At 64.4% G+C, this 26,509-nt stretch carries 23 protein-coding genes; 12 read left to right on the forward strand and 11 right to left on the reverse strand.

The window, feature by feature from the left end:
* The 3 genes from MOP87_RS03135 (at position 1) to MOP87_RS03145 (ending at position 4,081) form a co-directional block, all read left to right on the forward strand.
* The gene (locus MOP87_RS03135) at positions 1 to 570 is read left to right on the forward strand and encodes an RNA polymerase sigma factor (RefSeq protein ID WP_028687631.1); all 570 of its coding nucleotides are present in this window, start codon (positions 1 to 3) and stop codon (positions 568 to 570) included.
* Positions 567 to 1,553 carry a FecR family protein gene (locus MOP87_RS03140; protein ID WP_242810117.1) on the forward strand — a complete coding sequence of 329 codons (987 nt, stop codon included), beginning with the start codon at positions 567 to 569 and terminating at the stop codon, positions 1,551 to 1,553. Before MOP87_RS03135 ends, MOP87_RS03140 begins: the two co-directional genes overlap by 4 nt.
* Before the next feature lie 137 nt (positions 1,554 to 1,690).
* Positions 1,691 to 4,081 (forward strand): TonB-dependent receptor, encoded by a 2,391-nt coding sequence (locus MOP87_RS03145; protein ID WP_242810118.1) that lies wholly within the window; start codon positions 1,691 to 1,693, stop codon positions 4,079 to 4,081.
* Here the strand turns inward: MOP87_RS03145 and MOP87_RS03150 are convergent.
* A complete protein-coding gene (locus MOP87_RS03150; RefSeq protein WP_027914424.1) occupies positions 4,078 to 4,965 on the reverse strand; it encodes an AraC family transcriptional regulator in 888 nt (295 codons plus the stop codon). The two genes, MOP87_RS03145 and MOP87_RS03150, sit on opposite strands and share 4 nt — an antisense overlap.
* A gap of 181 nt (positions 4,966 to 5,146) precedes the next feature.
* Here MOP87_RS03150 and MOP87_RS03155 point away from each other — a divergent pair, with 181 nt between their 5' ends.
* On the forward strand, positions 5,147 to 6,049 hold the full coding sequence (locus MOP87_RS03155) for a DMT family transporter (protein WP_027914425.1): 903 nt from the start codon (positions 5,147 to 5,149) through the stop codon (positions 6,047 to 6,049).
* Between the two features lie 59 nt (positions 6,050 to 6,108).
* Here MOP87_RS03155 and MOP87_RS03160 read toward each other — a convergent pair whose 3' ends face one another.
* Both MOP87_RS03160 and MOP87_RS03165 read right to left on the reverse strand, forming a co-directional pair.
* Positions 6,109 to 7,083 (reverse strand): D-glycerate dehydrogenase, encoded by a 975-nt coding sequence (locus MOP87_RS03160; RefSeq protein ID WP_049696518.1) that lies wholly within the window; start codon positions 7,081 to 7,083, stop codon positions 6,109 to 6,111.
* A 71-nt stretch (positions 7,084 to 7,154) separates the two neighbouring features.
* On the reverse strand, positions 7,155 to 8,084 hold the full coding sequence (locus MOP87_RS03165; RefSeq protein ID WP_027914427.1) for a LysR family transcriptional regulator: 930 nt from the start codon (positions 8,082 to 8,084) through the stop codon (positions 7,155 to 7,157).
* A gap of 191 nt (positions 8,085 to 8,275) precedes the next feature.
* On the opposite strand from MOP87_RS03165, the gene MOP87_RS03170 reads away from it, so the two are divergent.
* Genes MOP87_RS03170 through MOP87_RS03185 form a run of 4 tightly spaced genes read left to right on the forward strand, consistent with a single transcriptional unit; the run spans position 8,276 to position 13,034 of the window.
* Positions 8,276 to 9,805, forward strand: a complete 1,530-nt coding sequence (locus tag MOP87_RS03170; protein WP_104925853.1) for an efflux transporter outer membrane subunit — start codon at positions 8,276 to 8,278, stop codon at positions 9,803 to 9,805.
* Positions 9,802 to 11,979, forward strand: coding sequence for an FUSC family protein (locus MOP87_RS03175; protein ID WP_059183326.1), 2,178 nt, complete (start codon positions 9,802 to 9,804; stop codon positions 11,977 to 11,979). Before MOP87_RS03170 ends, MOP87_RS03175 begins: the two co-directional genes overlap by 4 nt.
* Positions 11,969 to 12,169, forward strand: coding sequence for a DUF1656 domain-containing protein (locus MOP87_RS03180; protein ID WP_027914430.1), 201 nt, complete (start codon positions 11,969 to 11,971; stop codon positions 12,167 to 12,169). The genes MOP87_RS03175 and MOP87_RS03180 overlap by 11 nt, the downstream gene beginning before the upstream one ends.
* Positions 12,170 to 12,179: 10 nt before the next feature.
* Complete coding sequence (locus MOP87_RS03185) at positions 12,180 to 13,034, forward strand: HlyD family secretion protein (protein ID WP_027914431.1); 855 nt, start codon at positions 12,180 to 12,182, stop codon at positions 13,032 to 13,034.
* Positions 13,035 to 13,119: 85 nt separating this feature from the next.
* Here the strand turns inward: MOP87_RS03185 and MOP87_RS03190 are convergent, their stop codons facing one another.
* On the reverse strand, positions 13,120 to 13,578 hold the full coding sequence (locus MOP87_RS03190) for a universal stress protein (RefSeq protein ID WP_242810119.1): 459 nt from the start codon (positions 13,576 to 13,578) through the stop codon (positions 13,120 to 13,122).
* Between the two features lie 179 nt (positions 13,579 to 13,757).
* Here MOP87_RS03190 and MOP87_RS03195 point away from each other — a divergent pair, with 179 nt between their 5' ends.
* The 4 genes from MOP87_RS03195 to MOP87_RS03210 all read left to right on the forward strand — a co-directional run bounded on the left by MOP87_RS03195 (position 13,758) and on the right by MOP87_RS03210 (position 18,926).
* Positions 13,758 to 14,663 carry a LysR family transcriptional regulator gene (locus MOP87_RS03195; protein ID WP_023534365.1) on the forward strand — a complete coding sequence of 302 codons (906 nt, stop codon included), beginning with the start codon at positions 13,758 to 13,760 and terminating at the stop codon, positions 14,661 to 14,663.
* A 115-nt stretch (positions 14,664 to 14,778) separates the two neighbouring features.
* Positions 14,779 to 16,320 (forward strand): MFS transporter, encoded by a 1,542-nt coding sequence (locus MOP87_RS03200; protein ID WP_242810120.1) that lies wholly within the window; start codon positions 14,779 to 14,781, stop codon positions 16,318 to 16,320.
* A gap of 27 nt (positions 16,321 to 16,347) precedes the next feature.
* Positions 16,348 to 17,421, forward strand: coding sequence for an HlyD family secretion protein (locus MOP87_RS03205; protein ID WP_242810121.1), 1,074 nt, complete (start codon positions 16,348 to 16,350; stop codon positions 17,419 to 17,421).
* Positions 17,418 to 18,926, forward strand: coding sequence for an efflux transporter outer membrane subunit (locus MOP87_RS03210; RefSeq protein ID WP_081783964.1), 1,509 nt, complete (start codon positions 17,418 to 17,420; stop codon positions 18,924 to 18,926). Before MOP87_RS03205 ends, MOP87_RS03210 begins: the two co-directional genes overlap by 4 nt.
* Positions 18,927 to 18,947: 21 nt before the next feature.
* Here the strand turns inward: MOP87_RS03210 and MOP87_RS03215 are convergent, their stop codons facing one another.
* The 7 genes from MOP87_RS03215 to MOP87_RS03245 all read right to left on the reverse strand — a co-directional run bounded on the left by MOP87_RS03215 (position 18,948) and on the right by MOP87_RS03245 (position 26,509).
* The gene (locus tag MOP87_RS03215; protein ID WP_242810122.1) at positions 18,948 to 19,760 is read right to left on the reverse strand and encodes an SDR family oxidoreductase; all 813 of its coding nucleotides are present in this window, start codon (positions 19,758 to 19,760) and stop codon (positions 18,948 to 18,950) included.
* A gap of 87 nt (positions 19,761 to 19,847) precedes the next feature.
* A complete protein-coding gene (locus tag MOP87_RS03220; RefSeq protein WP_027914437.1) occupies positions 19,848 to 20,312 on the reverse strand; it encodes a hypothetical protein in 465 nt (154 codons plus the stop codon).
* Positions 20,313 to 20,480: 168 nt separating this feature from the next.
* Entirely contained in the window at positions 20,481 to 21,935 is a 1,455-nt protein-coding gene (locus tag MOP87_RS03225) for a mannose-1-phosphate guanylyltransferase/mannose-6-phosphate isomerase (protein WP_027914438.1), read from the reverse strand.
* A 34-nt stretch (positions 21,936 to 21,969) separates the two neighbouring features.
* On the reverse strand, positions 21,970 to 22,617 hold the full coding sequence (locus MOP87_RS03230) for an alginate O-acetyltransferase AlgF (protein ID WP_027914439.1): 648 nt from the start codon (positions 22,615 to 22,617) through the stop codon (positions 21,970 to 21,972).
* Between the two features lie 18 nt (positions 22,618 to 22,635).
* The gene (locus tag MOP87_RS03235; protein WP_027914440.1) at positions 22,636 to 23,793 is read right to left on the reverse strand and encodes an alginate O-acetyltransferase; all 1,158 of its coding nucleotides are present in this window, start codon (positions 23,791 to 23,793) and stop codon (positions 22,636 to 22,638) included.
* Positions 23,794 to 23,803: 10 nt separating this feature from the next.
* Positions 23,804 to 25,273 (reverse strand): MBOAT family protein, encoded by a 1,470-nt coding sequence (locus tag MOP87_RS03240; protein WP_242810123.1) that lies wholly within the window; start codon positions 25,271 to 25,273, stop codon positions 23,804 to 23,806.
* Between the two features lie 132 nt (positions 25,274 to 25,405).
* Positions 25,406 to 26,509 (reverse strand): mannuronate-specific alginate lyase, encoded by a 1,104-nt coding sequence (locus tag MOP87_RS03245; RefSeq protein ID WP_242810124.1) that lies wholly within the window; start codon positions 26,507 to 26,509, stop codon positions 25,406 to 25,408.

Raw genomic sequence — 26,509 nt, forward strand, 5'->3', positions numbered from 1 at the left:
ATGAGCCCCACGACGCAGAACGATGGCTCGGACGGTGAATCGAGCGCTCGTGCCCGCTTTATCCAGGTCTTCATGGCCCAGCGCGCGCGCATGGAGGCGCTGGTCAGTCGCCGGGTAGGCTGCCGGGCCACCGCGTCCGACCTGGTCCAGGAACTGTTCTTGCGCTTCTGGGGGCGTGCGCAGGTCAAGGTCGAAGCCCTGGACACCTACTTAATGCGCTGCGCCGGCAACCTGGCCATCGATCACTTGCGCAGCGAGAGCAGCCGACAGCGTGCTGTCGCTGATGCTTCACAGGACAGCGCGCACCTTGTGAGCCAGACGCTGGAGCAGACCCTGGAGGTGGATGACGATCTGCAACGTATCGAAAACGCCTTGCGTGCGTTACCCGAGCGTACCCGGCAGATCTTTCTGCTCAACCGTGTCCACGGTTGCACGTACAGCGAAATAGCACTCGCCATGCAACTGTCCCAAAGCGCCGTGGAAAAACATATGATGCGTGCCCTGCAAGCCTGCAAGGCCAGTGTCGCCCTGGCCGCGCCCATTCCACGACGACCACGGGGCACGCCGTGACGACCACGTTAGCTGCTGTCACCCAGGCACAATCCGATGCCGCCCTGCAGTGGCTTGTACGCATCAACGGGCAGCCCGAGCAGGCCCGCTGCGCGGCGTTCAGGCGTTGGCTGCTGGCCGATCCCCGGCACCCGGTTGCGTACGAGCAGGCGCAGGCGCTGTGGAACCACAGTGCTCCCGCTGCCGCGACCCTGGCCGATGAAGACCGGCTGGCCCTGCAACACTACCTCGACCGGATGACGCCGCCTGCTACGAGGCGCCCCAGGCGTTGGCGTGCAGGGGCGCTGGCCATGGCCGCTTGCCTGATCATGGCCATTGGCATGCTCGTTGGGTGGCAGCCCGGGCACTGGCTGCTGGATCTGCGCGCCGACTACAGTACGTCGGCCGAACGGCGCGAAGTGACCTTGCCGGACCACTCGGCGGTCACGCTGGACGCCCACAGTGCAATTGCCGTGCATTTCGACAAAGGCCAGCGACGCGTGCGGTTGCTGCACGGCGCCGCGTTCTTCAAGGTCACCCACACTGGCGAGCCCTTTGTGGTGCAGGCCGCGGATGGGCAGGTGCGAGTGCTGGGCACCGAGTTCGAAGTACGCGAGCAGGGCGCCGCCACCCAGGTCACCGTACGCGCCGGTCGCGTAGCGGTCCGCCCATCCAAGGGAGCCGTGGCCCGTGAGCTGATTGCCAACCAGCAGGTGAGCTACAGCGCGGGGCAGGTCAGCCACACGTTGTCGGTCGACAGCGAGCAGCGTCTGGCATGGCGCGAGGGTTGGCTGACCTACTCCCAGGCGCCGCTGGCGCAAGTGGTCGAGGAGCTGGGTCGCTATTACCCCGGTCACATCGTGCTGCTCAACGAAGCATTGGGGCACCGTGAAGTCAGTGGTAGTTTCCCCATTGCCGAACCGCTGCAGGCGCTGGACTCACTGGGTGCAGTGTTGGGCTTTTCGCGTCAGACGGTGCTTGGGCGGTTCACGGTTATCCGTTGAATGCTGGTCGTTATGCACCTGATGCCATGCTCTCAAAAAAACTTCATCCCGCAGGTGAGGTATCACCACCCCTGAACCGTGTAGTGCGTGGAAGTGCGATTCATTCGCACTCAACACCCTCTCTCAGGTCAGCGTCCATGAAGTCTACCTTGCGTTGCGTTCCCCTCTGGCTCGGTCTTGCAGTACTCCCGCCGTTCGTCTACACCCCAGCGGTGAGTGCGGCGCAACGCGCGCAAGCTTACACCTTCGACCAACCCGCCCAGCCACTGCTCCAGGCCCTGGACGCCTTCAGCCGCGTCACCGGTCAGAGCGTGGTCCATACCCTGACGCTGCCTGCCGTGCAGGCGCCTGCGCTGCGCGGGGCCTTGAGCGCCGAGCGAGCGTTGCAACGCTTGTTGGGTAATGCCGGGCTGATCTGGCGACGGGTCGATGCCCATACCTTCACCCTGGAGGCGCTGGACACCGCAGGTGCCTTGAACCTGCAGGCCACCACCGTGACTTCGCAGCTCGACAGCTCAAGCTATCAGCCGCCGGCCACCACCTCGATCATGCGTGGCCAGGGCCCCACTCAGGACATCCCCCAGGCGATCAACGTGGTGCCTGCCCAAGTGCTGCGCGACCAGGCGCCGCGCAACCTTGACGATGCCCTGGCCAATGTCAGCGGCATTACCCAAGGCAACAATTTCGGCGGTACCTCCGACACCGTCATGAAGCGCGGCTTTGGCGACAACCGCGACGGCTCGATCATGCGCGATGGCATGCCGTTGGTGCAGGGCCGCAGCCTCAGTGCCAGCACTGAGCGGGTCGAGGTGCTCAAGGGGCCGGCTTCGCTGCTGTACGGCATCCAGGATCCAGGCGGCGTGATCAACGTGGTCAGCAAGCGGCCGCAGTTGCAGGCCTACAACGCCCTGACTGCACGCGGCTCGACCTATGGCGATGGCAAGAACGGCAGCGGTGGCGGGTTCGATAGCACCGGCGCGCTGGGGGACAGCAACATGGCCTACCGCCTGATTGCCGACCATACGGACGAAGACTACTGGCGCAACTATGGCGTGCGCCGCGAGACGCTGCTGGCCCCCTCGCTGGCCTGGCTGGGCGAGGATACCCAAGTGGTGGTGGCCTACGAGCACCGTGAGTTTCTCTACCCGTTCGACCGCGGCACGGCCTTCGGTAACGACGGTCATCCGCTTGACATCCCAGCCACTCGGCGCCTGGATGAGCCGTTCAACGATATGCAGGGCCGCTCCGACCTCTACAGCCTGCAACTGGACCATCAGCTTGCCGACGACTGGAAACTGCACCTGGGCTACAGCTTCAACCGGGAAACCTATGACGCCAGCCAGGTACGCGTGACCGGGGTCAACCCGCGCACCGGAACACTGTCGCGCAGCATCGATGGCACGCGCGGTGCCATGAGCCGGGACCAGTTCGTCACGGCGAGCCTGGCTGGCACGGTCCAGTTGGCAGGCCTGCAGCATGACCTGCTGGTGGGCCTGGACCATGAAGACCGCAAGGTGTACCGCGCCGACTTGATCCGCCAGACGCCGCGCACCTCCTTCAACTACCTGAACCCTGTGTATGGGCGTGAAGTGGAAGGCAGCACGGTACGCGCCTCCGACAGTGACCAGACCGACAAGCTGCGCACCGACGCCCTGTTCATGCAGGATGCGCTGCACCTGGACGATCACTGGATCTTGGTGGCCGGTGGGCGCTTCCAGCAATATGACCAGTACGCCGGTCGCGGGCGCCCGTTCAATGCCAACACCGACATCAGTGGGCAAACCTGGGTCCCCCATGCGGGGGTGGTGTACAAGGTCGATGAGCAACTCTCGTTCTACGGCAGCTACAGCGAGTCGTTCAAGCCCAACTCGACCATCGCGCCACTGGCCGGCAACGTGGTGCTCGACGGCGCCATCGCCCCGGAAGAGGGTAAGTCGTGGGAGCTTGGGGCCAAGCTCGACGTGCCGGGGCGTATCACGGGTACCCTGGCCTTGTTCGACATCACCAAGCGCAACGTTCTGGTGTCCAACTTCGATTCGAGTACCCGCGAGACGGTTTACAGCAATGCCGGTGAAGTGAACTCCCGGGGCGTCGAGCTGGACCTGACCGGCCAGTTGAGCGAGCGCTGGAGCCTGATCGGCAGCTACGCCTTCACCGATGCCAAGGTCACCCAGGACCCGGCCCTCAAGGGCAACCGCCTGCAGAACGTGGCGCGGCACGGCGCTTCGTTGTCCGCCGTTTACGATTTCGGCAGCCTGTTCGGTGGCGACAGCCTGCGCGCCGGTGCCGGGGCTCGTTATGTGGGCGAGCGTACCGGCAATGCGACCAACACCTTCGACCTGCCGTCCTACACAGTGGCCGACGCCTTCGCCAGCTACGAGACCCAACTGGACGAGCACACCGTTCGCCTGCAACTGAACGTCAAGAACCTGTTCGACAAGGTGTACTACAGCTCGTCGGTGAACCAGTACTTCGTGGCGGTGGGCGATGCGCGGCAGGTGAGCGTATCGGGCACCTTCGAATTCTAGCGACCGGCCCTTCGGCCCAGGGCTTGGCGATACTCCCCAGGCGTGGCCGCCAGCACCTGGCGGAAGCGATTGCTGAAATGGCTGGCACTGGCGAACCCGCAGGCCAGGGCCACCTCGCCCAAGGGCGCATGGCCCAGCCGCAGCAGCAGGCACGCCCGGTGCAGGCGCCGGGCCAGCAGGTATTGATGGGGTGGCAAGCCGAAGCTCACGCGAAACATGCGTGCGAAATGGTACTCGGACAGGTTGCACCGCACGGCCAGCTCGCCAAGGGTAAGGGCATGCTCCAGGTGTGCCTCGATGTAGTCGATCAACTGGCGGCGCTGGCTGGGCGCCAGCCCGCCCTTCAGGCGCAGACCTTGGCGCAGGCCCACCTGGCTGAGCACGGCATGGTCGACGATCTCGTGCGCCAGGCTGCTGGCCAGCAAACGCTCGGCCGGCTCGTTCCAGTCAAGGCCTGACAACTGGCGAAAGCGCAGGGCCTGCCCGGGGTCGTCCAGGAAGGTCGCCTCCTGCAGTTGCAGCGCCCGCGGTTCCCGGTCGAGCAGGCGTACGCACCCCAGCGCAAACTGCGCTGGGCTCACATACAAGTGGGCCATGCGGATGGCCCCGTTGATCACCCAGTTCGACTCGTGCTCGGCCGGCAATACGCACAGCTTGTCCGGAGCACCTTTGTCGGCCGGGCGTTGGCGTCGAAAGGTGCCGGTACCGTCGGCCAGGTAGCAGGACAGGGTGTGGTGGCTGGGTGCCTGGTAGTCGCGGGCATCGTCGCGGTTGCGCCACAGCGCAGCCGCCAGCCCATCGCCCAGGTGCGCGCTGAGCTCCAGCCGGGCGTTGGGTGATGCATGCATGACATTGAACACTTGCAGCTGGGTGAATGGCGTCATCGGGGCCTACCTCTGCTGCACATGCTACTGCGGCCAAGGACTGGTGACAGCGCCCTGATGCGCAAAAGCGCAAGTTTATGCAAGCAGGGCAGGGACACCGAGCGAAATACTGGCGATGCCCGGTACCCAGGCATGCCTGCCTTGGCCGGGACACCCGTGGACGGCCCAAAGGAAACACACCATGAACCTGTCGCTCTACCTGCTCACTGTGCTGATCTGGGGTACGACCTGGATTGCCCTGAAATTCCAGCTGGGTGGGGTCGCCATCCCGGTATCCATCGTCTATCGCTTTGCCTTGGCAGCGCTGATCCTGTTTGCCGTGCTGTTGCTCACCCGGCGCCTGCAGCCCATGGGGCGGCGCGGCCACCAGATTTGCCTGGCCCAGGGGTTGTGCCTGTTCTGCATCAACTTCATCTGCTTTCTCAGCGCCAGCCAATGGATCGCCAGCGGCCTCATTGCCGTGGTGTTCTCCACCGCCACCTTGTGGAACGCGATCAATGCCCGGCTGTTTTTTGGCCGGCAGGTAGCCCCGCATGTACTTGGCGGTGGGGCCCTGGGTTTGCTGGGCCTGGGCCTGCTCTTCTGGCCGGAGCTGTCGCACCATGCGGCCAGCCGCCAGACCCTCTATGGCCTTGGCCTGGCACTGCTCGGCACCTTGTGTTTTTCGGCAGGCAACATGCTCTCGAGCGTGCAGCAGGCGGCCGGGCTCAAGCCCATGACCACCAACGCCTGGGGCATGGCGTATGGGGCAGGCATGCTGGCGATCGCCTGCCTGTTGGGTGGGATTCCCTTCGAGATGGAGTGGAGCACACGCTACGTGGGCTCACTGCTCTACCTGGCGGTGCCGGGCTCGGTGATCGCGTTCACGGCGTATCTGACCTTGGTCGGTCGCATGGGGCCGGAACGCGCGGCCTACTGCACGGTGCTTTTCCCGCTGGTGGCCCTGAACGTGTCGGCGGCCGTCGAAGGCTATCAATGGACGCCCACCGCCTTGCTTGGCCTGGTGGCGGTGATGGCGGGCAATGTGCTGGTGTTTCGCAAACCCAAGGCTGCGCGTAGTTCCGAGGTGCCACGGCCTGCCTAGGCCTGGTCATGAAGCCGGGCCGCACTGGTGGCGGCCCGTGCGCTCAGCAACGCCCGTGCTCAGCCTTTCCACACCTGAGGGTTGACCAGGTCCCTCGGCCGCTCGCCTAGCAGCGCCGCGCGCAAGTTGTCGATGGCGCGGTTGGCCATCGCCTCGCGCGTCTCGGCGGTCGCCGAACCAATGTGGGGCAGGGTCAGGGCATTGGGCAGGCTGAACAGCGGGGAGTCGGTCAGGGGTTCCTTTTCATACACGTCCAAGCCGGCACCTCGGATCGTGCCGTCCTGCAGGGCCTGGATCAATGCCGCTTCGTCCACCACTGGCCCGCGGGCGATGTTGATCAGAAACGCCGAGGGCTTCATCAGCTTCAGCTCGCGGGCGCCGATCAACTGGCGCGTGGCATCGGACAGCGGCACCACGATGCAGACGAAGTCGGCTTCGCCCAGCAGTTGCTCGAGGCTGCGCATCTGCGCACCCAGTTCCTGCTCCAGGGCCGTCTTGCGGCTGTTGCCGCTGTAGATGACCGACATGTTGAAGCCCAGACGACCCCGCCGCGCGATGGCGGCGCCGATGTTGCCCATGCCGACGATGCCCAGGGTCTTGCCATGTACGTCACTGCCGAACAGCGCAGGCCCTACGCTGGCCTGCCAATGGCCGGCCTTGGTCCAGGCGTCGAGCTCTGCGGTCCGCCTGGCGCAGCCCATGATCAAGGAAAAGCCCAGGTCGGCCGTACTTTCAGTGAGCACGTCCGGTGTATTGGTGAGGGCGATGCCCCGTTCGTTGAAGTAGTCCAGGTCGTAGTTGTCGTAGCCCACTGACACGCTGGACACCACTTCGAGCTTGCCAGCCCCTTCGAGCTGGGCACGCCCCAGCTTGCGGCCCACCCCAATCAGGCCGTGGGCATGCGGCAGGGCTTCGTTGAACTGCGCGTTGACGTCACCGCGTTTGGGATCGGGCATGATCACGGTGAAATCGTGCTGCAAGCGCTCGGCCATGGCCGGGGTGATCCGGCTGAAGGCAAGGACGGTCTTTTTCATCGTTCACCTGAAGGCAAAACCCTGAAGCTACAGGTTGTGCGCAGCAGGCTGCAACCCTTGCCGGTGGTGGCTCAATGCGCTTTCAGGTCGGCTTCATGGGCCGCGAGGATTTCCGGCAGCGAGTTGCGCAGGTACTCCACCCAGGTCTTGATCTTGGCGTCCAGGTACTGGCGCGACGGGTAAATGGCATACAGGTTGAGTTCCTGCAGCCGGTATTGCGGCAGGATTCGCACCAGGGTGCCGTTGCGCAAGCCTTCGATGGCCGAATAGATCGGCAATACCCCCACCCCCATGCCACTGCGAATGGCCGTGCGCATCGCATCGGCCGTGTTGACCATGAAGGGTGAGCTGGTGATGTTGACCATTTCCTGGCCTTCGGGGCCATCGAACAGCCATTTTTCAAGCGGTATCACCGGGCTGACCATGCGCAGGCAGGCATGCTTGAGCAGATCGGCCGGCTTCTGCGGCACGCCATGACGGGCAATGTAGGCCGGCGACGCGCAGACGATGCTGTAGGTGATGCCCAGCCGTTGTGACACGAAGCCTGAGTCCGGCAGCTCGGTGGCCAGCACGATGGACACGTCGTAACCTTCGTCGAGCAGGTCGGGCACGCGGTTGGCCATGGTCAGGTCGAAGGTCACGTCCGGGTGCGATTCGCGGTAGCGGGCGATCGCATCGACTACGAAATGCTGGCCCACCCCGGTCATCGAGTGCACCTTCAACTGCCCGGCAGGGCGGGCATGGGCGTCGCTGGCCTCGGCCTCGGCTTCTTCGACGTAGGTCAGAATCTGTTCGCAGCGCATCAGGTAGCGCTTGCCGGCTTCGGTCAGCGCGATGCGGCGGGTGGTGCGGTTGAGCAGGCGTGTTTGCAGATGCGCTTCCAGGTTGGAGACGGCCCGCGACACGTTGGCGGTGGTGGTATCCAGCTGGCCCGCTGCGGCCGTGAAGCTGCCGAGCTGGGCCACGCAACTGAAGGCACGCATGTTTTGCAGGGTGTCCATGGGTCACTCTCGATCTAGAGGACAAAATTGTGTCACGAAGTCGCGCAACCAGGATGAAAAGTTGCCTTCGACCAAAGGCTGATTATCGCCGTTTCAGTAACAAAGATTCGCAGGAATCAGCGCTTATCGCCAGTGTGGCCGCCCCCTAGAATTGCCCAGCCCCTCCACCTCTTCCTCGGGATATCGCAGCTGTGCCGCGTTGCATCATCGGAACGCTCCAAGCGTTCAGTGCCTGTGCCCTTGCCCTCACCTTGAGCGGCTGTATCGGAACCTGGGGCATTGCCCCGCAGACCCAAACGCTGCAAGCCAACACCCTGAGCCCCAGTGCAGCCATCGAGCAGGCCGCCGCCGATGCCCACTGGCCCGACCAGCAATGGTGGCGCGCCTACCGCGACCCCCAACTCGATCACTGGATAGCACTGGCGCTGGCCGCCAACCCCAGCCTGGCCATCGCCGCAGCACGGGTGCGTCAAGCGCGGGCCCTGGCTGGCCTTGCCGAGTCGGCCGAACACCTGCAAGGTACCGGTCGGGCGACGCTCAACCGGCACAATTGGCCTGACGATCCCTTCTATGGCCCGGGTGATTTGTCCGGTGCCACCACCTGGGATAACAACGCAAGCCTTGGCCTGAGCTACGCCCTTGATCTGTGGGGGCGCGAGCGCAATGCCAGCGAGCAGGCCGTGGACCAGGCCCATCGACAGGCCGCAGAGGCCAGGCAGGCCCAGTTGGAGCTGCAGCACACGGTGGTGAGCGTGTACATCGAGCTGAGCCTGCACTACGCCCGGCGCGACATCATCAAGGCTCAACTGGCGCAGCAAGAGCAGATTCTGGACCTGGCCCAGCGTCGACTGGACGCTGGCATCGGTACTCATCTGGAGGTCAGCCAGGCTCAGGCGCCGCTGCCGGAAACCCATCGCCAGATCGACAGCTTGGACGAGGATATCGCCCTGGCCACTCATCAGCTGGCGGCCCTGGCGGGTAAGGGGCCAGGGGAGGGCGCGCAGCTGCAGCGCCCCAGCCTGACCCTTGCCGCACCCTTGACGCTGCCTTCCAGGCTACCCGCCGAACTGGTCGGCCAGCGCCCCGATGTGGTCGCCAGCCGCTGGCAGGTCGCTGCCCAGGCGCGGGGGATCGACATGGCCCATGCCGGCTTCTTCCCCAACGTGGACCTGGTCGGCAGCCTGGGTTTCGTGGCCACCGGCGGCGGCCCGCTGGCATTTCTCACCGGGCGCAAGTTCAACTACACCGTCGGCCCGGCCGTCACCCTGCCGATCTTCGATGGCGGGCGTCTGCGCGCGCAACTGGGGGCCGCCGCCGCCGACTATGATGTGGCCGTGGCGCGCTACAACCAGACGGTGATCGGCGCGCTCAAGGACATCTCCGATCAGCTGGTGCGTCGTGAGTCGATGCAGGCGCAGGCGCACTTTGCGGCCGAGTCGGTCGCCGCGGCGCAGAAAACCTACGACATCGCCATGGTCGCCTACCAGCGGGGCTTAACCGACTACCTGAACGTGCTCAACGCGCAGACGCTGCTGTTTCGTCAGCAGCAGGTTCAGCAGCAGGTGCAGGCCGCGCGCCTGATCGCTCACGCCGCGCTGGTGACTGCGCTGGGCGGCGGTCTGCAAGCCGGCTCGGATGTGCCGGACGAAGAACGCCAGGCGCCGCCAGCCACGCCAGCACCTCTCGCCCTACTCAACGCCAAGCCGAGTGAGCGCCCATGAATACCTGGGGTTTACCCCTGCGCTGGTTGCAGAGCCTGCAATGGCGGCGCGGTTTCCAGGCCTGGGTGCGGACCGATGGGGTCACCTGGGTGTACATCTTCAAGGTGCTGGCTGCAGCCTTCATCACCTTGTGGCTGGCCATGCGCCTTGAGTTGCCGCAGCCGCGCACCGCCATGATCACCGTGTTCATCGTCATGCAGCCGCAAAGCGGGCATGTGTTCGCCAAGAGCTTCTACCGGGTGCTGGGCACCTTGGCGGGTTCTGTGATGATGGTCGCATTGATGGCCGTGTTCCCGCAGAACACCGAACTGTTTCTGCCCAGCCTGGCCGTCTGGGTGGGCCTGTGCTCGGCAGGCGCCATGCGCTACCGCACTTTTCAGGCGTATGGCTTCGTGCTTGCCGGCTACACGGCGGCGATGATCGGCCTGCCGGTGTTGCAGCACCCGGACCAGGCGTTCATGGCGGCGGTGTGGCGAGTGCTGGAGATTGCCTTGGGCATCCTGGTGTCCACGTTCGTCAGCGCCGCCATCTTGCCGCAATCGGCCAGTGCTGCCATGCGCAACGCCCTGTACCAGCGTTTCGGTGCGTTCGCGGCCGTGGTGGTCGAAGCCTTGCGTGGCGACAGCCAGCGTGAGCGTTTTGAAAGCAGCAACGTGCGCTTCGTGGCCGAGGCGGTGGGGTTGGAAAGCCTGCGCAACGTCACTGCCTTCGAGGACCCGCACATGCGGCGGCGCAGTGGCCGGTTGGTACGCATGAACAGCGAATTCATGGCCATCACCACACGCTTCAACGCCCTGCACCGCCTGATCGAGCGGCTTCGCGCACGTGGGCCCGTGCAGATCGTCAGCGCCATCGAGCCTGGCCTGCACACCCTCGTCGACCTGCTCGAACCCTATGTGGGACGCGCGTTGACCGATGCCGACGCCTTGCGCCTGACCCTTGAGCTTGGTGCCTACCGCGAAGGGTTGCAGGCCCAGGTCCGCAGCTTGCGCGCCGAATACCTGGCCACCGCGCCCTGCGAAGCCGACCTGCTGGATTTTCACACGGCGTTCGAGTTGCTCTACCGCTTCGTGGACGAGATGTACAGCTACGCCGAAACCCACGCCTCCCTGGCGGTGCACAACCACGCGCGAGAGCAGTGGGACGAACCCTACGTGGCGCAGACCAGCACCCTGGTATGCCTGGCAGCCGGGCTGCGCTCGGCAGCGGTGCTGTTGCTGCTGGGCAGTTACTGGCTGATCAGCGACTGGCCAAGCGGCGCCATGATGACCTTGATCGCCACGGTCACCGCTGGGCTGTCGGCGGCTTCGCCCAACCCCAAGCGGCTGTCGTTCCAGATGGCGTGCGGCACGGCGATAGGCGCGGTGGTCGGGTTTTTCGAAACCTTTTTCGTGTTTCCCTGGATCGACGGCTTCCCTTTGCTGTGCATGGTCCTGGCCCCGGTGTTCGTGCTGGGTGCGTTTCTCTCGTCGCGCCCGGCCTACTCGGGCTACGGTATTGGCCTGCTGGTGTTCTTCGCCATCGGCTCGGTGCCCAACAACCTGACGGTGTATGACCCGTACAGCTTCATCAACGACTACATCGCCATGGTCGTTGGCATGTTCGTGTGCGCGGCTGCCGGCGCGATCATCCTGCCGCCCAATAGCCGCTGGTTGTGGAGCCGGCTGGAGCAGGCCCTGCGTGAACAAGTGCTGTTTGCTATCAGCGGGCGTCTGCGCGGCATCGGCACGGCCTTCGAAAGCCGCACGCGCGATTTGCTGCACCAGGCTTATGGCCTGGCGGCCGGCAAGCCGCAGGTGCAAAGCCAGTTGATGGGCTGGATGTTCAGCGTGCTTGAAATCGGCCATGCGGTCATCGAGCTGCGCAAGGAGCAGGCACGGGCACCCGTGCACCCGGCCTATGCCGAGTCCCAGCCGTGGCGCCAGGCTATCCGGGTCATGGGCCGCGCCCTGGCGCGGTTGTTCTTGCAGCCCAGCGCCGGGAATCATGAGCGTGCCCTTGTGGCGGTGGACCATGCCATTTCCCGGGTGCAGGCCACCGACGAGCCGTTTGCGCGGCACTTCGACACGTCGGTGTTACGCCGTGTCCAGAGCTACCTGCACTTTATCCGCTCATCCCTGCTCGACCCCCACTCACCGCTTGCGCCACCCAAAGGCTTGCCCCATGCCTCGTGAAATCGCCTTCCACGGCGTGTACATGCCCACCCTGACCGTGATGTTCCTGTTTGCGCTAGGCCTGGCCTGGGGGCTTGACCGGTTCATTGCCAGCGTTGATGGCTACCGTTTCTTCTGGCACCCGGCGCTGCTGCGCTTGAGCCTGTTCGTCTGCCTGTTCGGCGCCCTGGCGCTGTCGCTCTACTGGTGAGAATCCTTCGATGAAAAAGTTCTTCAGCCTTGTCGCTACGTTGCTGGTCCTGGCGGCCGCCGTGGTGATCGGTCGTCAGCTGTGGCTGCATTACATGACCACCCCCTGGACACGCGATGGCCGGGTGCGTGCCGACATCATCAACGTGGCGGCCGATGTGCCTGGCTACGTGGTCGATGTGCCAGTCAAGGACAACCAGCGGGTCAGCAAGGGCGACCTGTTGATCCAGATCGACCCGGAACACTACCGGTTGGCGGTCGAACAGGCCAAGGCCTTGGTGGCCGCCCGCAAGGCCACCTGGGAGATGCGTCGGGTCAATGCCAGACGCCGAGCCGACCTGGACAACCTGGTGATCTCCAAGGAAAACCGCGACGATGCCAGCAACATTGCCAGCGCTGCGCTGGCCGAGTACCAGCAGGCCCAGGCGGCGCTGGCGGCTGCCGAGTTGAACCTCAAGCGTACCCGGATCGTGGCCACGGTCGATGGCTATGTGACCAACCTGAACGTTCATAAGGGCGATTACGCACGTACCGGCGAGGCGGTGATGGCGGTGGTCGATGAGGCGTCATTCTGGGTGTACGGGTTTTTCGAAGAAACCAAGCTGCCCCATGTGAAGGTAGGCGACCCTGCCGAGCTGCAGATGATGAGCGGGGAACGCTTGCAGGGCCATGTGGAGAGCATCGCCCGGGGCATCTACGACCGCGACAACCCGCAGAGTCGCGAGCTGATTGCCGATGTGAACCCGACCTTCAACTGGGTGCGCCTGGCCCAGCGGGTGCCGGTGCGCATCCATATCGACCAGATGCCCGAAGGTTACTTCCTGGCAGCGGGGACTACCTGTACGGTGGTGGTCGATCCGCAGTGAAGCACTCGGCAACCTGCTGCTGCAGCGCGTTGCGCCTGGGCGGCACGTTTCTGCAAGTCCCGCAATCACCTGAAGGTCCGGCTCCTCAAGCGGGACATTCAGCCGGCCCGACCAAAACCGGCACCTGCACCTGATCGATCACCTTGGCACTGATCGAAGGGTCCAGCAGTCGCCCCAATCGCGACAGATGACGGTGCCCCATGATGATCAGTTCGCAGTTCAGGGCCTGTGCCTTGGCCACGATGACCTCTACAGGCCGACCGGCCACCATGCTGCCCTGGCAGGCGAAACCCGCCTGCTGCAAGTCACGGACCGCCTCGCACAGGGCATGGTCGGCCTGTTGCTGTTCCTCGCACGCGGCAGGGTACTGCGCTTGTTCGTCGGCCGTGTAGGGCGCCGGTTGTTCGTGCACGGCAAAGGAAGTATCGATGGCCAGCAGTACATGCAAGGTATGGTCTTCAGGACGACACCAGCGGCGGGCCAGGGCGAGCAGCGCTTGGGTAGCAGGGGAGGCGTCGATGGCGATGAGCACGGGGCTTGGCATACGGAATCCTTGATCGTGGGGGTGGCTGGGCTGCCGGCCAGGGCCGAGCCTGCTGCTGCCATTGTCGACCTCACCCAGGCTGCGAATAAAGGCCCTGCCACGCACGAGCACATTGCGTCGGGCGCAATCGAGCAACCTGCTAACATCGCCCTTTCCCAACGTCGTCTCGGAAAACGACCATGCAACTGCCTGACATGAACCTGCTGGTCGCCCTCGACGTGCTGCTCGATGAGGGCAGCGTGGTGGGCGCGGCACAACGTATGAACCTCAGCCCAGCCGCCATGAGCCGCACGCTGGGGCGCATACGCGAGGCCATGGGCGACCCCATCCTGGTGCGCGCTGGCCGCGGGCTGGTGCCCACGCCGCGCGCCCTGGCCCTGCGCGAGCAGGTGCATGGCCTGGTGGAGCAGGCCGGGCAGGTGTTTCGCAGCCGTGAAGGCGTCGACCTGTCCAAACTGCACCGTGCCTTCAATGTGCGTACCAACGACCTGTTCATTGCCCTCTACGGGGCCAAGCTGCTGCGCATGATGCTGGCCGACGCGCCCAATACCGTGCTGCGTTTCGTGCCCGAAGGCAGCAGTGACGACGATGCCATGCTGCGCAACGGCCACATCGACCTGATCGTCAGCTCCTCCGTGGAGCTGGGGCCGGAGATCAAGGTGCAGAGTTTGTTCAGCACCTACTTCGTCGGCCTGGCGCGCATGGAGCATCCGGTCTTCGACCAGGACATCACCCCACAACGCTTCGCCGCGTTCCCGCAGATCAGCGTGTCGCGCCGGGGCCGTGCCAACGGTCCGATCGATGTGGCCCTGGCCAACCATCGGGTCGAGCGCCGGGTGGCGCTGATTACCACCAGCTTCCACTCGGCGATGTTCTCGTTACCTGACTCGGACCTGATCCTGCCGATCCCGGCCAACATCCTGAACAGCGTCCAGCGTCTGAAGCTTCCCCTGCGCTCCTTCGAAATTCCCGTACCCCTTGAAAAAGTGAACGTGATGCAGGCCTGGCACCCACGTTTTGACAACGACCCGGCCCACCAGTGGCTGCGTCAGACGATCAAGGCCTGTACCCGAAGCGACCCTTGAACATGGGATCATTGCGTTTGACGCAATATAAAACTGCCAATAATTCAGTTTTCGTCAGCATTCACCCTGCCTAAAATCGCTCCAGTCGTAAAATTGTTGCTGGAGATGTCTCTAAATGAATGCCGTTTCTGCCTCAGCGAGTGGGCTGGCTGCCACGCCTGCACCGGCCGCCCCCGCACAGGGCGCGTTCGGCCTGCAGGTGGTGGTCGGGCTGTTCGGCGTGTTGCTGGCGGTGCTCTGTGCGGGCCTTAACGAGTCCGTGACCAAGATTTCCCTGGCCGATATCCGCGGGGCCATGGGCATCGGTGCCGATGAAGGGGCCTGGCTGCTGGCGGTGTACAGCGCAGCCTCCGTCTCGGCAATGGCCTTTTCGCCCTGGTTGGCGACCACCTTTTCCTTGCGGCGCTTCACCTTGGCAGCCATTGGTACCTTCGCGGTGCTGGGTCTGCTGCAACCCTTCGCCCCCAACGTGCACAGCCTGATGCTGCTGCGGGTGCTGCAAGGGCTCGCCTCGGGTGCACTGCCGCCGATGCTGATGAGCGTGGCGCTGCGTTTCCTGCCTCCTGGCATCAAGGTCTACGGCCTGGCGTGCTACACCTTGACGGCCACCTTCGGCCCCAACCTGGGTACACCGCTGGCTGGCCTGTGGACCGAATACGTCGGCTGGCGCTGGGCGTTCTGGCAGATCATCCTGCCGTCGCTGGTGGCCGGTGGCTGCGTGGCGTGGGGGTTGCCGCAGGACCCATTGCGCCTGGAGCGTTTCAGGCAGTTCGACTGGCGTGGTGTGCTGCTTGGGTTGCCGGCGATCTGCGGTATCGTGTTGGGGCTGTCCCTGGGCGATCGCTGGGGCTGGCTCGATTCGCCGTTGATCTGCTGGCTGCTGGGCGGTGGGCTGCTGCTGTTGGTGCTGTTCATGTTCAACGAGTGGTCCGAGCCCCTGCCGTTTTTCCAGCTGCGCTTGCTGGGCCGGCGCAACCTGGCCTTTGCCCTGCTAACCGTCGCAGGCGTACTCATCGTGCTGTCGGGTGTGGGTAGCCTGCCGTCCGCCTACCTGGCCCAACTCCAGGGCTACCGGCCCGCCCAGACCAGCCCGCTGATGCTGCTGGTGGCCATGCCACAATTGATCGCCCTGCCGCTGACCGCCGCGCTTTGCAACATCCGCGCAGTCGACTGCCGCTGGGTGCTGGGTATCGGCCTGGCAATGCTGGCCGCGTCCTGCATCGGCAGCAGCCTGCTCACCAGCCAGTGGATCCGCACCGACTTCTACCCGTTCTACCTGTTGCAGGTGTTCGGCCAGCCGATGGCGGTCCTGCCGTTGCTGATGCTCTCGACCACGGGCATGAGCCCCCAGGAAGGCCCCTTCGCCTCGGCCTGGTTCAATACCGTCAAGGGCTTGTCCGCCGTCGTGGCGGGCGGGCTGCTGGATGCCCTGGGCACGCTGCGTCGGCATTTTCATTCCAATCACCTGGTCGACAGCCTGGGCAATGCCCCGTTGCTGGACGACCACGCTGCCAGCCTTGCCAAGCGTATTCATGACCAGGCGCTGGTACTGACCTCGGCCGACCTCTACCTGGTCCTGGCCGTCATTGCCGTGGCCCTGATCTGCCTGATCCCTGTCATGCCCACCCGGGTCTATCCGCCGCGCGCGGTGGCCTGACCCCCGTCTGAATTCGAGAAACGCCAAATGACCATCCACCGTAAAACCCTGTTCATCGGCGCTGTGCTGGCCGTGGCCGTGCTGGCCGCCCTCGTCGGCCCATGGCTGGTGGGCAGCGATCACCGGCAGAGCACCAACGATGCCTACGTGACCGCCGACTACACCGTGGTCGCGCCCAAAGTCGCTGGCTTCATCACGCAGGTGCTGGTCGAGGACAACCAGCAGGTCAAGGCCGGACAACTGTTGGCCACCATCGATGCCCGTGACTACCAGGCTGCCCTGGACGCTGCCCAGGCGCAGCTGCTGGTGGCCAAGGCCCAGAGCACCGATGCCCGCGCCACCCTCGACCGCCAGGACGCGCTGATTGCCCAGGCCCAGGCAGCGGTGAAAGCCGCCGAAGCCGAGTCGGCGTTCGCCGATCATGAGGTGCGCCGCTACGGGCGCCTGGCCGAGCAGGGCGCCGGTACCGTGCAAAACGCTCAGCAAGCGCGCAGCGCCGTGGACCAGGCCCGTGCCCGCCTGGCCAATGCCCGCGCAGCTTCGGTGGCTGCACGCAAGCAGGTGGACATCCTCGCCGCCCAGGTCGCCAGCGCCGATGGCCAGCTCAAGCGCGCCGAAGCCGGGGTGGAAAAGGCCCGGCTGGACCTCTCCTATACCCGCATCACGGCGCCGGTCGACGGCATGGTCGGTGAGCGTGCGTTGCGCATCGGGGCCTACGTCAACCCAGGGGCGCGACTGTTGTCGGTGGTGCCCCTGCAACAGGCCTATGTGGTGGGCAACTTCCAGGAAACCCAATTGACCCACGTACAGCCTGGTCAGCCGGTCAGCATCAGCGTCGATACCTTTGCCGATGAACAACTCCATGGACACGTCGAAAGCATCGCTCCGGCCACAGGGGTGACGTTCTCCGCTGTGAAGCCGGACAACGCCACCGGCAATTTCACCAAGGTGGTCCAGCGTATTCCGGTGAAGATCGTCTTCGATGACGGGCAGCCGTTGTTGACCCGCCTGCGTGTCGGCATGTCGGTCGAAGCGACCATCGACACGACCCGCGATACCCAAGGCGATAAGCTGGCAGGCAGCGGGGTGACAGCCCGATGAACATCGCTCACGCGCAGAGCCCTGCACCCGCCCGCCCACAAGTAGTCAGTTCATCGCGGCCCGTCACGCGTTTCAGGACAAAGACCCCTGCAGCCGTACTGCTCGCTGCACTGCTCACGGGCTGTACCCTTGGCCCGGACTTCCAGCGCCCTGACGCCCAGGCGCCCCAGCAGTGGGACCCGTTGCAGGGTGAACACGCGCCCAGCCAACCTGTGGCCGAGCCCATCCAGTTGCGCTGGTGGGACAGCTTTCACGATCCACGGCTCAGTGCACTGATCGAGCAGGTCGCCACGCGCAACCTCGATCTGCAGATCGCCAGTGCCCGCTTGCTGCAAAGCCGTGCGCTGCGCAGTACTGTGGCCGCCGACCAGCAGCCGTCGGTGGACGCCAATGCAGGCTACAGCCGTGCCCGCAACAGCGCCGAGGGGCTGAGCGACCCCTCGGGCAACGCGGGTAAATCGGCCTTCAACCTGTGGCAGGGTGACTTGGTGGCAGGTTGGGAGCTGGACGTCTGGGGGCGTGTGCGGCGTCAGGTCGAAGCGGCCGACGCCAGTGTCGAGGTCGCCGAGAACGACCGAAACGGCGTCCTGCTGGCCCTGCTCGCCGAAACAGCCGGTGATTACATCCAGCTGCGTGCGGTGCAGCATACGTTGCAGGTGACCGAGGACAACCTCAAGGTCGCGCGGCACAGCCTTGAATTGTCCGAAGACCGTCAGGCCGAAGGCGTGGCCACTCGGCTCGACGTGGCCCAGGCCAACGCCCAGGTCGCCTTGATCGAATCTCGCCTGCCCACTTTGCAGGCACGCCGTGACGATTTGATCAATGCCTTGAGCCTGCTGGCGGCCGAGCCCCCACGCAGTCTGCAGGACAGCCTGCTGCAAGCCGGTGAGCTACCCGACCCGCAGCAGACGTTCGCCATCGGCGTGCCTTCGGAACTGGCCGAGCGTCGTCCGGACATCCGCCAGGCCCAGGCGCGCCTGCATGCTGCCACGGCCAGCATCGGCGTGGCCAAGGCAGATTTTTATCCGCGTATCCGGCTGTCTGGCAACGTGGGCTTCCAGGCCATGCAACTGGCTGACTTCGGTGCCTGGGACTCTCGCCGCTTCGCCTTCGGACCGCAGCTGTCGCTGCCGATTTTCGAAGGCGGTCGCCTCAAGGGCACCTTGGCACTGCGCCAGGCGCAGCAGCAGGAAGCGGCCCTGAACTACCGCAAGGTGGTGCTGGGGGCCTGGCATGAAATCGATGATGTGCTGCGCCTTTACAACGCCAGCCAGCTGCGTCGCGATCGCCTCGCCGAAGCCGTACGCCAGAACCGCATCGCCCTGGAAACGGCTCAGCGTCAATACGTGGAAGGCGCGGTGGATTTTCTCAATGTACTGACCGTGCAGTCGGCCTTGCTGGCCAGCGAAGAGCAGTGGATCGACAGCGCTGCCGCGGTATCCCAGGCCCTCGTGGGGCTGTACAAAGCGCTCGGCGGAGGGTGGCAGGCGTTCGACAAGGTCTGAGTGCGCAGCGCCGTCACCGACCTACAGCGTTCGTGACAAGCCAAACCGTTTGCGCAGCACCTTGTCCAGTAAACGCTGCGGCACCAGGCAGGCCATCAGTGGCAAGGCAGTGCTGCCGTTGCCCAGCCGCACCCGTGCTGGCACTGGCGAACGCTGGGTCGCTTTCAGCACGCCCTGGGCAAAGACCGCTGCCGGTGTTGGCCGGTCGAGCGAGGCGCGGGCCCGGGCTTGAATGTGTTCACGCAATGGCCACCACGGCGATTCCGGCGCCAGCACCTGCTGCGCCTGCTGCTGGGCGTGACTGGCGAACTGCGAGGCAATCGCTCCAGGCTGCACCTCCATCACGCGTATGCCCAACGGCGCAAGCTCCAGGCGCAAGGCGTCGCTCAAGGCCTTCACGGCGGCCTTGGAGGCGCAGTAGGCGCCGGCGAACGGCGTGACCAGCACCCCGGAGACACTGCCGATGTTCACCACCAGGCCTCTGGCGCGACGCAACTGGGGGAACAGTGCGCGTGTCACGCCGACCAGCGCGAACACGTTTGTCTGGAACTGGCGCTGCAGGGCGTCGACCCCGCCATCGAGCAGCGGCCCCATGGCGCCGTAGCCGGCGTTGTTGATCAGGATGTCCAGTGCATCGAGCTCCTGCGCGAGCAGGGCCAGGGCGTGTGGGTCGTTGACATCCAGTCGTCGGGCAACGAAGCCCGCAGCGGCCAGGCGCGCCACATCTTCAGCCTGGCGGGCAGTGGCCCAGACCTGATGACCGGCATCGCGAAACGCATCGGCCAGGGCGCTGCCAATGCCGCTGGAGCAACCGGTGATCAGAACAGTCGACATGCAGAAGGCCTTTGGGTCTGGGTAGAGGGGCAGTGGGTGTGCGTCGAGTCGCCGATGCGTCGCCAGCAGTGGGGCATCGACAAGGATTCAGTTGGCAAAGCTGCCTTGCAGGTGCTCGGCCCTGAACGCCAACGTCTGTGCACGGTAGCCCGAGCGTAGCGCAGGCAACGGCAGGCAATCGGACCACTGCGCGCCGGGTTGCAATTCCCCAGGCCCACGGTAGCGCGGTGCATTGTAGGTGTTTTCTGCCAGGTTGACGGTGTCGCCAGGCGCATAGGCCGCCACACGCCAGCGCAGTTCGGTGAGCGGAACCTTGTTGTCGTTCTTCAGGGTGACCTGCAAGGGGCGGTCGGCGGGGCATTGGGTGGGGGCATAGGCAAGGCGCATGTCCAGGCGGGCCAGTTGCGAGGTTTCGCGAGTGTCCTGCCAGATGACGAACAAGGCCACCAGGCCCAGACCACCCACCGCAGCCAGCGAAATCGGCAAGGCCTTGGCGGGGTAGCGCAGCAACAGCACCAGCCAGGTGAGGATAAGGAGAGCGCCGATGATCATGAGGCTTGCAGACCTTGGTTGCGCGAGGGTTGAAGCATCGTAGCGTGAAATGGGGGAAGGCTCAAAAGGGGAAGGCTTGGCCGGCTGTGGATTGAGCAAGGTGGGGTGGGGGCTGAAGCGCCGGAGCGCGAATCAGCCCCGGAGCTTGAGCCCCCCATCACCGCGCAATCACTGCGAAGCAGCCTTGACCGCGCCACCACACTGCGCCGACTCGGACGTACGCCCGTACACATCCTCGAACCGCTCGATGTCATCCTCGCCAAGGTAGCTGCCCGACTGCACCTCGATGATCTCAAGGGGGATCTTGCCGGGGTTGCGCAAGCGATGCACCGACGCGATCGGAATGTAGGTCGACTGGTTTTCGGTCAGCAGGAATACATTCTGATCGCACGTCACTTCAGCCGTACCCGACACGACGATCCAGTGCTCGGCGCGGTGATGGTGCATCTGCAACGACAGGCTGGCCCCCGGCTTGACCGTGATGTGCTTGACCTGGAAACGCCCGCCCATGTCCACCGAATCGTACGAGCCCCACGGGCGGTATACCTCCAAGTGGTTCTGGGTTTCGCTGCGACCCTGGGCGTCCAGGGTCTTGACCATCTGCTTGACGCCTTGGACCTTGTCCTTGTGGGCAATCATCATGGCGTCCTTGGTTTCGACCACCACGATGTTGTCCAGCCCGATCACCGACACCAGCTTGCCGTTGCCGTGAATCATGCAGTTGTGGCTGTCCTGCACCACCACATCACCCTTGGTGACATTGCCGTGGTCATCCTTGTCGTGCACATCCCACAGCGACGACCAGCAACCCACATCGCTCCAGCCGGCCGACATGGGCACCACGCAGGCTCGCTGGGTCTTCTCCATCACGGCATAGTCGATGGAGTTGTCCGGGCAGCAAGCGAAGCTCGCTTCATCGATGATCAGCGTGGTGCCATCCACCTGGCTGCGCTCCAGCGCCAGCAAACAGGTGTCGTAAATGTCGGGGTCGTGCTTTTTCAGCTCTTCGAGAAAGCGACTGGCACGGAACAGGAACATGCCGCTGTTCCAGAAATACCCCCCGGCCTGAACGAACTCGATCGCCCGCTGCTCGTCAGGCTTTTCGACGAACTGCGCCACTCGCGCCACGCCTTCGGGCAGCAAGGCATCCTGGCTCGAGCGAATGTAGCCGTAGCCGGTTTCAGGCTTGGTCGCCGGCACCCCAAACAGCACCATCTCGCCGCGCTCGGCGGCCACGGTGGCCAGCGCCAACGCCCGCTGCAGCGCCTTCTGGTCATCGATGACATGGTCAGCAGGCAGCACCAGCATCAACGCGTCACGCCCTTCGTTGACCAGTTTCATGGCGCTCATGGCCACTGCCGGCGCGGTGTTGCGCCCGAACGGTTCGAGCAGGATGCCCTGGGTTTGCAGGTCGAGCGCGGCCAGTTGCTCCTGCACGATGAAGGTGTGCTCCTTGTTACAGACCACAATGGGTGCGTCCATGCCTTCGAACACCAGACGTTCGAGTGTCTGCTGGAACAGCGTGTGCTCGCCGGTCAGGGCCAGGAACTGCTTGGGGAACTGCTTGCGCGACAAAGGCCACAAACGCGAACCGCTACCGCCAGAAAGAATTACCGGGATCATCGTGTTTCTCCAATCGTCATTGAGGGCAGGGCAATCAGTTGCTGCTCACAGGGCGGGTGACCCATACCGGGGACAGCGTGCTGCCGGAGCCGGTGACATACAGCACGGCCGCTTCGCCGCGCTCCAGGGCCACGGGTTTCACGTCACCGACTTTCCGGTCGCCCTGGAACAGCGCCAGGTCCACCTTCACAGGGTTGATTTCACGCTCGCCGCGGCCATTGGCGGCGACTGACTTGACCACTTCGGTCTTGCCATCGGCGGTTTTCAGCGCCAGCGTCTGGTTGCTCAGGTTCTGTACCCGTACCAGCGCTTTCTGCTTGTTCTTGAACGGCGGCTCTTCGATCAGTAGAGGCGTACCGGCAGGGCTGTTGACCAGGGTGTAGTACTGGTCCGAGGCCAGCTTGACCGGTACGCGCTGGCTGCCGACCTGAGCGGTGTAGTCACCGCCTGGCAGGAAACTGAAGTCACTGCTGGCCTGGGGGCCGACCGGCTTGATCTGCGTGTTGCCGACGGAGGCGCTGGCCGGTGCGCTGCTTGCGTTGTACAAGCGCACGAAGGTCGAGCCCTTCGGCGCGCTCGGGCCGTAAAGCGCCGCGTCGGCGCCTGCATAAGCCTGTACTGATGCCAGGGACAGGCCGGCTGCGAGGGTCAGGGCTTTGGCGATGGAAGATGGAGTCGTCATGGGCATTGCCTCTTTCGGTCAGTGGGTGGTTCGGGTGGCCGTCAAGGCCAGGTTTTTTTCGGCGTCGCGCGAGTGCTTGAGCTGAGCGACCCAGTGCGGATCGATGCCGTCGAGTTCAGGTTTCATGGGCAGGTAGCGCTCCGGGAATTCCCACACCACCACTTGTGGCGCGGCATGTTGGAAGGCATCGCTTTGCAGGTACTTGAGCATGGGTAGGAAGGGCCCGTGGCCGTCCTCGGCATAGTTGGCCACGTCGCTGTGCAGCGCCTGCTGCAGGGCGCCCACGAAGTTCCAGCGGGGGTTGGCGCTGTAGCTGGTGCCCACCAGCGCCACGGGGATCTGCTGGTCGGCGAACAACGCATCCCCTGCGTCGGCTTGAGCTGCAACAGGGCGGGTGGTGCGTTGCTGGAGGGTGTCCGGCGGCGGCAGCAGGTGGGAGAACAAAGGATCCAACGGCAGGAAGTTGGTCAGGTCGCCCTTGTACGGCGCACTGCCCTGGGCCTGGGTGACGAAGGCTTGTGGGCTCGCTTCGAGCAGACGCTGGCGGCTGACGGCCGCAGCCAGCGCTTGTGCCGCCACTTCGGCACCCAGGGGCGTCCAATGGGTATCGGTGCGCAGAAACACCTGGCCGCGGGCCTTGGCCTGTTCCAGCGGGGCCATCAGGTCCGGGGCGAACACATTGGCCTGGCGTGCCTTGGCATGAAACTGGTTGTACAGCTCCCCATGCAGGCTCGCCGGTCGTGTCTGGCCAAGGTGTTCGTCGTACACCCGCGCCTTGGCCGGCACGATCGCCAGCACCAGCTGGCTGCCGTGCCGTTGCAGGGTGTCGCGCACGCCGCGGATCAGCGCCAGGTTCTCCTGCACCAATGCCTCGGCACCGGCGGTGGGCTTGAACTCTTCGTCACTGAACAGCCACTGGTCGCGCCCCAGCACCACGCCTGGCCGCCCTTCGTGGAACAGCTTGAAATCCAGGGCGGCCCACACGTTGGTGCCCAGGCGCTTGATCGGAAACGCGGCGTCGTAATGTTGTTCGGTGGCCTTGGCCAGCTTGCCGTCGAGCAGGCTCATCTGTTCGGTGCGTTCAAAGCCGTGCAGGCTTGAGGTCGACCACAGGCCCATGCCCGTCAACAGGCCGAGGAAAGACAAGCAGTAGGTCATGCGAAGTGTCCGGGTCATCACATCGGCCTCAGAACTGGAAATAGAGAAACGGCGAATAGCTCTGCGCCGACAGCTTCAGGATCGACGCGACAAACAGCAGCAGCACCAGGGTTCGGGTCATCACGCGCGTCCAGCCAAGGCCGAGCGAGCCATCACGGTTGATCTGCAGCGGCGTGGCGGTGGGTGATGCGGTGGGCGTGGTCCGGGCGTTACGGTAAACATCGCGCAGGCCGAAGAAGGCCAAGGCCAGGTAGGCGATCACCAGAGTCGCCACTTGCAGGCCGGTCAGCTGAGCGCGGTTGAGTTCGGAAAGCTGCCAGTGGCCGAAGCTGAACATGGCGCCGTACATGCGCGCTGCGACGTGCAGGTTCTCGGCCCGGAACACCACCCAGCCCACCACCACCAGCAGGAAGGTGAAGGCCCACTTGACCGGGTTGAAGCGCTGCGGGTAGGTGTCTATGCCCAATGCCCGTTCGATCGCCAGCCACACGCCATGCCAGGCGCCCCAGAGGATGTAGGTGACGTTGGCGCCATGCCAAAGCCCGCCCAGCAGCATGGTCAGGAACAGGTTGCGGTAGGTGTTGAGCGTGCCTTTGCGGTTACCGCCCAGGGTGATGTACAGGTAGTCGCGCAGCCAGGTGGACAGGCTGATGTGCCAGCGCCGCCAGAACTCGGTGATGGACTGGCTGATGTAGGGCTGGCGGAAGTTTTCCATGAAGCGAAAGCCCATCATCAGGCCCAGGCCGATGGCCATGTCGCTGTAGCCGCTGAAGTCGAAATACAACTGCGCGGTGTAGGCCAGCGCGCCCAGCCAGGCATCGCCGGTGGTGGGCTGCTGCAAGGCGAAGCAATGGTCTGCCACCACCGCCAGGGTATCGGCGATGAACACCTTCTTGACGAACCCTTGCATGAAGCGCGTGCAGCCTTCGGAAAATTTGTCCAGCGTATGCGTGCGGTGGTTGAACTGCTCGACCAGGTCCTTGAAGCGCAACACCGGCCCGGCGATCAGGTGCGGGAAGATCGCCACGAAGGCGGCGAAGTCGATCAGGTTGTCGGTGGCCAGGGTATCCCCGCGGTACACGTCGATGAGGTAGCTGATGGACTCGAAGATGTAGAACGAAATGCCGATTGGCAGCAGCACATGGGTGAGGATGAACGGCTCAAGGCCGAACGAGGTGATGATCGCATTGAGGCTTTCGACGCCGAAGTTGGCGTACTTGAAATAGCCCAGAATGGCCAGGTCCACGCCAACGCCCAGCAGCAGCCAGCGTTGCGCGGGCTTGCTGCGCACACCGGCGGCACCGACGTTCAGCCCGATCCAGTAGTTCCACAGGGTGACGCCGGCGAACAAGGCGAGGAAGTCCACGCGCCACCAGGCATAGAAGAGGTAGCTGGCGATCAGCAACAACGCGTTGCGATAGCGCTGCCCGCTCAGGTAGTACAAACCGAGGAAGATCGGCAGGAACAGGAACAGGAACACGTTGGACGAAAAGACCATCCCGGTTCTCCTAAAGACTCACAGCATCCAGGGCAAAGCGCCCCCCAAACCCCCCACAGATAATCGGGAGGCCACCTAGCTTTGTGCAGGCGGTGTGTCGTCACGACACGCCGCCCCTTGCACGGTCTTGCGTTAGTGCTTGCGCATTGCGCCTGGGTCATACACGCGCGTCATGTCGCCCCCCATGCGGAAGCTGTTGAACGGCTGCATGCCCTGCTTGCGCGCCAGGGTGTCGCCCACGCAGTGGTACAGGGCGCACCAGGGCTCCAGCCAGGCGTACTTGGTGTCGACCTTCAGGTCCTTCATGTCCTGTTTCTCGCCTGCGCGCTCGGCGAAATGACGCGGGTCGCGGGCGCCGGCCAGTACCCCTTCGCCCAGGCGCTGCAAGGCAAAATTGTTCTCGGCGCGCAGGTCCACGCCGTTGGCCTGGGCAAAGCTTGCGATCAATGCCAAGGGCGGCAGGGCATAGTTGTGATAGGCCAGCGCACGTTGCTTGCGTTTGATCTCGTTGGGCAGAAAGCCCTGGTCGTCGACTTGATTGACGCCGACCTTGTATTGCTTCACCGCCCAGTCGAACAGGTCACGGCGGTCGGTGGCCACGGCCGTGGCCATGACCGACCAGGCCGCCCAGTAGCTGTGATTGTTGATCTTCTGCAGCGGCAGGTCGCTCCAGTCGCTAACCGTCTGCTGGGCCAGGCGAGCGAACCATTTCTCGATCAGCTCGGCTTCGGCCTGATGCGCCGCCAATGGCCTGGCGTTGGAGAACTTCAGGCGCAGCCATGACCCGCTCAGGCTGCCCAAAGCCCATTTGCGCATCGATTTGCCGGTGTGGTTGTAGTTCGTGGACATCAGTGCGTCGGCCCGTGCCCAGGTGCCCAGCCACGTCAATGCGCAGTCCAGCTGCGCCGGTCGACCGTCGCGCATGTACTGGGTGACCAGTTTGCTTACCCCCTTTTCCAAGGCAGTGATGTCCTGGGTGGAGGTCCGAAAGGCGTGCTCGGAAGCCACATTGAGCGTGGCCCGCGCCTTGTCCGAGCCTTCGTACTTGCTGCGAAACTGCAGGGCACCGGTATACGGGGTGGGCGGGGCTTCGCAGCGAAAATCGCCGGTACCCGTCTTGAGTTTCTCGATGCCTTCGTAGTAACCCTGAGGTGGCACCAGCGAGGCCTGCGCGGCGCTTGCGAACAGAGCGAGGGCGAGCAGGGCCGGGCGCAGAATCAGTTTGTAATGGGTCAT

It is taken from the genome of Pseudomonas sp. I3-I5, assembly GCF_022699445.1.
GTDB lineage: Bacteria > Pseudomonadota > Gammaproteobacteria > Pseudomonadales > Pseudomonadaceae > Aquipseudomonas > Aquipseudomonas fulva.

What these genes read in the sequence shown, in the direction of transcription:
- MOP87_RS03135 (WP_028687631.1), top strand. Translation starts at nt 1, where the DNA reads ATGAGCCCCACGACGCAGAACGATGGCTCGGACGGTGAATCGAGCGCT.
- MOP87_RS03145 (WP_242810118.1), top strand. Translation starts at nt 1,691, where the DNA reads ATGAAGTCTACCTTGCGTTGCGTTCCCCTCTGGCTCGGTCTTGCAGTA.
- MOP87_RS03150 (WP_027914424.1), bottom strand. Translation starts at nt 4,965, where the DNA reads ATGACGCCATTCACCCAGCTGCAAGTGTTCAATGTCATGCATGCATCA.
- MOP87_RS03155 (WP_027914425.1), top strand. Translation starts at nt 5,147, where the DNA reads ATGAACCTGTCGCTCTACCTGCTCACTGTGCTGATCTGGGGTACGACC.
- MOP87_RS03160 (WP_049696518.1), bottom strand. Translation starts at nt 7,083, where the DNA reads ATGAAAAAGACCGTCCTTGCCTTCAGCCGGATCACCCCGGCCATGGCC.
- MOP87_RS03165 (WP_027914427.1), bottom strand. Translation starts at nt 8,084, where the DNA reads ATGGACACCCTGCAAAACATGCGTGCCTTCAGTTGCGTGGCCCAGCTC.
- MOP87_RS03175 (WP_059183326.1), top strand. Translation starts at nt 9,802, where the DNA reads ATGAATACCTGGGGTTTACCCCTGCGCTGGTTGCAGAGCCTGCAATGG.
- MOP87_RS03180 (WP_027914430.1), top strand. Translation starts at nt 11,969, where the DNA reads ATGCCTCGTGAAATCGCCTTCCACGGCGTGTACATGCCCACCCTGACC.
- MOP87_RS03185 (WP_027914431.1), top strand. Translation starts at nt 12,180, where the DNA reads ATGAAAAAGTTCTTCAGCCTTGTCGCTACGTTGCTGGTCCTGGCGGCC.
- MOP87_RS03190 (WP_242810119.1), bottom strand. Translation starts at nt 13,578, where the DNA reads ATGCCAAGCCCCGTGCTCATCGCCATCGACGCCTCCCCTGCTACCCAA.
- MOP87_RS03195 (WP_023534365.1), top strand. Translation starts at nt 13,758, where the DNA reads ATGCAACTGCCTGACATGAACCTGCTGGTCGCCCTCGACGTGCTGCTC.
- MOP87_RS03200 (WP_242810120.1), top strand. Translation starts at nt 14,779, where the DNA reads ATGAATGCCGTTTCTGCCTCAGCGAGTGGGCTGGCTGCCACGCCTGCA.
- MOP87_RS03205 (WP_242810121.1), top strand. Translation starts at nt 16,348, where the DNA reads ATGACCATCCACCGTAAAACCCTGTTCATCGGCGCTGTGCTGGCCGTG.
- MOP87_RS03210 (WP_081783964.1), top strand. Translation starts at nt 17,418, where the DNA reads ATGAACATCGCTCACGCGCAGAGCCCTGCACCCGCCCGCCCACAAGTA.
- MOP87_RS03215 (WP_242810122.1), bottom strand. Translation starts at nt 19,760, where the DNA reads ATGTCGACTGTTCTGATCACCGGTTGCTCCAGCGGCATTGGCAGCGCC.
- MOP87_RS03220 (WP_027914437.1), bottom strand. Translation starts at nt 20,312, where the DNA reads ATGATCATCGGCGCTCTCCTTATCCTCACCTGGCTGGTGCTGTTGCTG.
- MOP87_RS03225 (WP_027914438.1), bottom strand. Translation starts at nt 21,935, where the DNA reads ATGATCCCGGTAATTCTTTCTGGCGGTAGCGGTTCGCGTTTGTGGCCT.
- MOP87_RS03230 (WP_027914439.1), bottom strand. Translation starts at nt 22,617, where the DNA reads ATGACGACTCCATCTTCCATCGCCAAAGCCCTGACCCTCGCAGCCGGC.
- MOP87_RS03235 (WP_027914440.1), bottom strand. Translation starts at nt 23,793, where the DNA reads ATGACCCGGACACTTCGCATGACCTACTGCTTGTCTTTCCTCGGCCTG.
- MOP87_RS03240 (WP_242810123.1), bottom strand. Translation starts at nt 25,273, where the DNA reads ATGGTCTTTTCGTCCAACGTGTTCCTGTTCCTGTTCCTGCCGATCTTC.
- MOP87_RS03245 (WP_242810124.1), bottom strand. Translation starts at nt 26,509, where the DNA reads ATGACCCATTACAAACTGATTCTGCGCCCGGCCCTGCTCGCCCTCGCT.